General features: G+C 68.7%; 6 protein-coding genes. All 6 read right to left on the bottom strand.

Annotation, left to right across the window (positions count from 1 at the left end; all coding sequences use genetic code 11):
• Positions 1-12: 12 nt before the first annotated feature.
• The gene (gene truB, locus Q0066_RS17175; protein ID WP_298135211.1) at positions 13-903 is read right to left on the bottom strand and encodes a tRNA pseudouridine(55) synthase TruB; all 891 of its coding nucleotides are present in this window, start codon (positions 901-903) and stop codon (positions 13-15) included.
• Positions 904-1181: 278 nt separating this feature from the next.
• Entirely contained in the window at positions 1182-1754 is a 573-nt protein-coding gene (locus Q0066_RS17170; RefSeq protein ID WP_298135209.1) for a GNAT family N-acetyltransferase, read from the bottom strand.
• Between the two features lie 47 nt (positions 1755-1801).
• Positions 1802-2554 carry a hypothetical protein gene (locus tag Q0066_RS17165; RefSeq protein ID WP_298135207.1) on the bottom strand — a complete coding sequence of 251 codons (753 nt, stop codon included), beginning with the start codon at positions 2552-2554 and terminating at the stop codon, positions 1802-1804.
• Positions 2551-2715, bottom strand: coding sequence for a CopG family transcriptional regulator (locus Q0066_RS17160; RefSeq protein ID WP_298135206.1), 165 nt, complete (start codon positions 2713-2715; stop codon positions 2551-2553). The genes Q0066_RS17165 and Q0066_RS17160 overlap by 4 nt, the downstream gene beginning before the upstream one ends.
• Positions 2716-2864: 149 nt before the next feature.
• The gene (rbfA, locus tag Q0066_RS17155) at positions 2865-3302 is read right to left on the bottom strand and encodes a 30S ribosome-binding factor RbfA (RefSeq protein WP_298135204.1); all 438 of its coding nucleotides are present in this window, start codon (positions 3300-3302) and stop codon (positions 2865-2867) included.
• The coding region (gene infB / locus Q0066_RS17150) for a translation initiation factor IF-2 (RefSeq protein ID WP_298135202.1) at positions 3302-4531 on the bottom strand (1230 nt) is incomplete at its 5' end. The genes rbfA and infB, both read right to left, overlap by 1 nt.

The following is a 4531-nucleotide window of genomic DNA, read 5'->3' as shown; positions in this document are numbered from 1 at the left end:
ACCCGCTTGGGTCTACCCGACGAGGACGGCCACCGGGACGGCGCGGTCACCGTCCGGGCGGTACAGCGCGAGCAGCTCGCCGTCGTACAGGAGCGCCGTCGGGTCGCCGGGGAGGCTGCGCGGCAGCGGACGTCCGTAGCCGACGGCGCGGGCCTCGTCGGCATCCAACTCGAGGTAGAGAAAGTTCTGCCGGGCGACCTCGTCCAGGCCGATCAGTTCCGGACGCCGTGGCGGGTCGACGGTCAGGCCCTCCGGCGGGAGGGCCTCGTCGAGGCCGAAGGAGCCGACCCGGGTGCGGCGCAGGGCGGTGAGGTGCCCGCCGGTGCCGAGCGCGGCGCCGAGATCGCGGGCAAGAGCACGAATGTAGGTGCCGGACGAGCAGTCGACCACCACGTCCAGATCAATGACAGGGGTGCCGTCGGCGTCGGCGTCGCGGCGTTGCAGGACGTCGAACCGGGAGACGGTGACCGGGCGTCCGGCCAGCACCACGTCCTCGCCGCGACGAGCCCGCGCGTACGAGCGCTCGCCGTTGATCTTGATCGCCGACACCGTCGACGGCACCTGAACGATGGCGCCCCGCAACGGTTCGATCGCGGCCTCGATCGCGGCATCGGTGAGCGCGCAGGCACCTGCGGCGGACGTGATCTCCCCCTCGGCGTCGTCGGTGAGGGTGCTCTGCCCGAGCCGGATGGTGGCCGAATAGCTCTTGCTGGTCAACGCCAGATGCCCGAGCAGCCGGGTCGCCCGTCCGACACCGACCACCAGCACCCCGGTGGCCATCGGGTCGAGGGTCCCGGCATGGCCGACCTTCCGGGTGCCGAGCAGCCGGCGGCACCGTCCGACCACCTGGTGCGACGTCCAGCCCGACGGCTTGTCGACGACAAGAATTCCCGACTCGCTCATCGTCCTCCTGGGCTCGGCATGTCCGGCCCAGGCTAGCGGTCCATCCATGGGACACCCCGTTGGTCAACCTCCCCGAGACCCATCTCGCACATCCGGGGACGGTTCTTTGACGTTCGAATTCCGCATGCCCGGGGACGGTTCTTGGGCGTGCGAATTTCGAACGTCGGGGGACGGTTCTTCGAGATGCGAATTTCGAACGTCAAAGAACCGTCCCCGGGTGTGCGAGCTTGTCGGCCGTCGGTCGAGCTTGTCGAGACCCTTGCCGCCGCTCGGCTAGCTCAGGCGGGCTGCACCATCCGGCGCATGAGGCAACGGAACCTGCCAAGATCGGGGCCGCGGGTGAAGCCGGCACCGGTGAACATGCCCACGGAGCCGCTGAACAGGAAGGACGCCGATAGCTTCTTCTGACCGACGTCGACCCTCGGGTAGCCCTCGACGGTGCCACCGCCGGCGGCCGCGATCAGGTCAAGAGCGCCGTGCAGGGCCATCGTCGCCACCCCGCGGCGGCGGTGGTTGCGGTCGACGAAGAAGCACGGCAACCGGTACCTGGTGGGTTCGATGCCGCTGGTCTCGTACTCCTTGCGGTGGTAGATCCGAGGCAGTTCCTCAGGGGTGCCGTACTCGCACCAGCCGACGGCGGCGTCGCCGTCCATCACCAGCGCGTGATGGGTGCGTCCCTGGACGACCAGTCGATGCTTGGCCGCCTGCCCACCGCCTTGGCCCTCGCGGTCGGCGTCCGGCTGGAACCACATGCACCAGCAGCCGCCGAAGATGCCGTTGTGCTTGGCCACCAGCGCCTCGAAGGCCGGCCAGGTGGCGTCGCTCAGCGCTTCGATCCGATAGTCGCCCATGGTTGCAACGTACTGCCGGACCCGGACGAATCGCGTCCGCGATCTGCTCAGGACGTGCCGGACGCCCGCTCATCCAGCGCCACATAACCGTAGAGATCGGTCTGGCGCTCGTTGACCCAGATCGGCTCGCCGCCGCCCGGACGATCCACCAGCAGGGTGCGTCCGTACGATTCGTCGACCACGTTGCAGCCGATGCCGGCCGCTTCGAGCCGGTCGGCCAGAGCCTCCAGATCGCCGTCGTACTCGAAGGAGAGCTCCGCGTTCGGCTCCTCGTTGCCGTCGTGGACGGCCGCCAGTCCCCCGCCGTCCGCGGACGCCTGGAACCAGCCGCCGCCCTCGCTGCGCACCCTGCCCCGCAGGCCCAACGCCAGCAGCACCCTGGTCGCTCCGTCGACATCCGCGGTCATCCACAGGTTCAGCGCCGCCAACTCGGGCGACAGCGGCGTCGCCTCGCCCGCGGTGGGCGCGAGGAACACCAGCGGCAGCCCGTCCGGCGCGATCGCCTCGACCGCTCTGCCCTCGGAGCGGCCGAACCGCCGCACCCGGCAGAACTCGGTCAACCGGCCCGCGACGGCGTCCAGTTCGTCGGTTTCGAAGCCGAGGGACGCCTGCCCGTCCAGCGCGTCGCCGTCCGCGACGGCATGCAGGCCGACCCGTCCGGAGCCGGCCTGGAAGACGGTCCAGTCCGGCGTCGCGTCCCCTGCTTGGTCGGGCGGCAGTTCGGCGAGCCCGAGGGCACCGAACAACTCGCGATACTGCGCGACTCGGCTTGTGTACTGCACCGGCCGGACGATGATCATCGCTCTTCCTCCTCCAGGTAGCGCCGCCCCAGCTTCTCCACGAACGCCGACATGCTCAGCCCCTCGTCGATCGCCCGGTGTTTGAGCGCGATGACGAGCGACTTCGGCAGGTACACGTTGAACTGAACCTTCGGATCCGGAGCCTGCTCACTTGCTTGCATACTCGAATGCTAGCATTCTATCTACCCTCGTCAACCCCGAACCGACAAAGGGCCCTCCCTAACTAGTTCAGCCCTCCCGCATGCGGGAGGGCTGAACTAGTTAGGGAGGGCTTTACGGGACGGAAGACCCGGGGCGGCAGACGACCGGCCTACTCGGCCGGGTCGTCGTCCTCACCGGGCTTCTTGTACGGGTCGGCCTCACCGGCGTATGCGGCGCCGGCGGCCTGGGCCGCCACCGCCTCGTCGGCGGCGCGAGCCCGGGCCAGCACGTCCTCGATCTGCGCGGCCGTCTCGGGGACGGCGTCCAGCACGAAGGCGATCGTCGGGGCGAACTTCATCCCCAACTGCTTGCCGACCGTGGACCGGATCAGGCCACGGGCCGATTCGAGCGCCTCCGCGGTGTCCGAGCGCGACTGCTCGTCGCCCAGCACCGTGTAGAACACCGTCGCCTCGCGGCCGTCGCCGGTGAGCCGGACGTCGGTGAGCGTGACGAACCCCAGCCGCGGATCCTTGATCCGCCGTTCCAGGAGTTCAGCCACGATCACCTTGATCTGCTCGGCGACCTTGATATAGCGCGGGTTACCCATCAATCCCTCGGCTTCTCAACCATCTCGAACGTCTCGATGACGTCGTCGATCTTGATGTCAGAGTAGTTGGCCAGCGTCATGCCGCACTCGTAGCCCTCGCGGACCTCGGTGACGTCGTCCTTCTCACGCCGCAGCGAGGCGATCGAGGTCTCGGTGACCACGACACCGTCACGCAGCAAGCGCGCCTTGGAGTTCCGCTTGACCGACCCGTCGATGACCATGCAGCCCGCGATCGTGCCGAACTTGGACGACCGGAAGATCTCCCGGATCTGTGCCTGACCGGTGATCTTCTCCTCGTAGATCGGCTTGAGCATGCCCTTCAACGCTGCCTCGACGTCGTCGATGGCCGCGTAGATCACCGAGTAGTAGCGGATGTCGACACCGGCGGTGTCGGCCATCTGCGTGGCCTTGCCCTGGGCCCGGACGTTGAAGCCGATGATGACGGCATCGGACGCCTCGGCCAGCGACACGTTGGTCTCGGTGATCGCACCGACACCGCGGTCGATGACCCGCAGGCTGACCTCGTCGCCGATGTCGATGTTGGCCAACGCGTCCTCCAACGCCTCGACCGAACCGGCCGAATCGCCCTTGAGGATGAGCTTGAGCTCCTGCGTCTCGCCCTTCTCGAGCTGCTCGAACAGCTGGTCGAGGGTCTTGCGCCGGGTGGTCTTGGCCAGCAGGGCCGCCCGCTGCCGGGCCTCCCGCTTGTCGGCGATCTGCCGTGCCATCCGGTCGTCGTCGACAACCAGGAAGTTGTCGCCGGCCCCCGGAACGGAGGTCAGACCGAGCACCTGCACCGGCATGGACGGCGGCGCCTCGGCCACCTGCTCACCCTGATCGTTGATCATGGCGCGGACGCGGCCGTGGGCCGAGCCGGCCACGATCGAGTCACCGGTATGCAGCGTGCCGCGGTGCACCAGGACGGTGGCGACCGGGCCGCGGCCCTTGTCCAGGTGCGCCTCGATGGCGACACCCTGGGCCGGCATGTCCGGGTTGGCCCGCAGGTCGAGCGACGCGTCGGCGGTCAGCACGACCGCTTCGAGCAGCTCGTCCAGACCCAGCCGTGCAGTGGCCGACACGTCGACGAACATGGTGTCGCCGCCGTACTCCTCGGGCACCAGACCGTACTCGGTGAGCTGGCCGCGCACCTTGGTCGGGTCGGCGGTCTCCTTGTCGATCTTGTTGACCGCCACCACGATCGGCACCTCGGCCGCCTTGGCGTGGTTCAG

The sequence above is a fragment of the Micropruina sp. genome, assembly GCF_027492755.1.
In the GTDB taxonomy this organism is placed as follows: domain Bacteria; phylum Actinomycetota; class Actinomycetes; order Propionibacteriales; family Propionibacteriaceae; genus Micropruina.
This window is presented reverse-complemented; position numbering and strand designations above follow the sequence as displayed.

Coding starts and splice junctions, on each gene's coding strand:
- truB (WP_298135211.1), bottom strand. CDS start 903: ATGAGCGAGTCGGGAATTCTTGTCGTCGACAAGCCGTCGGGCTGGACG.
- Q0066_RS17170 (WP_298135209.1), bottom strand. CDS start 1,754: ATGGGCGACTATCGGATCGAAGCGCTGAGCGACGCCACCTGGCCGGCC.
- Q0066_RS17165 (WP_298135207.1), bottom strand. CDS start 2,554: ATGATCATCGTCCGGCCGGTGCAGTACACAAGCCGAGTCGCGCAGTAT.
- Q0066_RS17160 (WP_298135206.1), bottom strand. CDS start 2,715: ATGCAAGCAAGTGAGCAGGCTCCGGATCCGAAGGTTCAGTTCAACGTG.
- rbfA (WP_298135204.1), bottom strand. CDS start 3,302: ATGGGTAACCCGCGCTATATCAAGGTCGCCGAGCAGATCAAGGTGATC.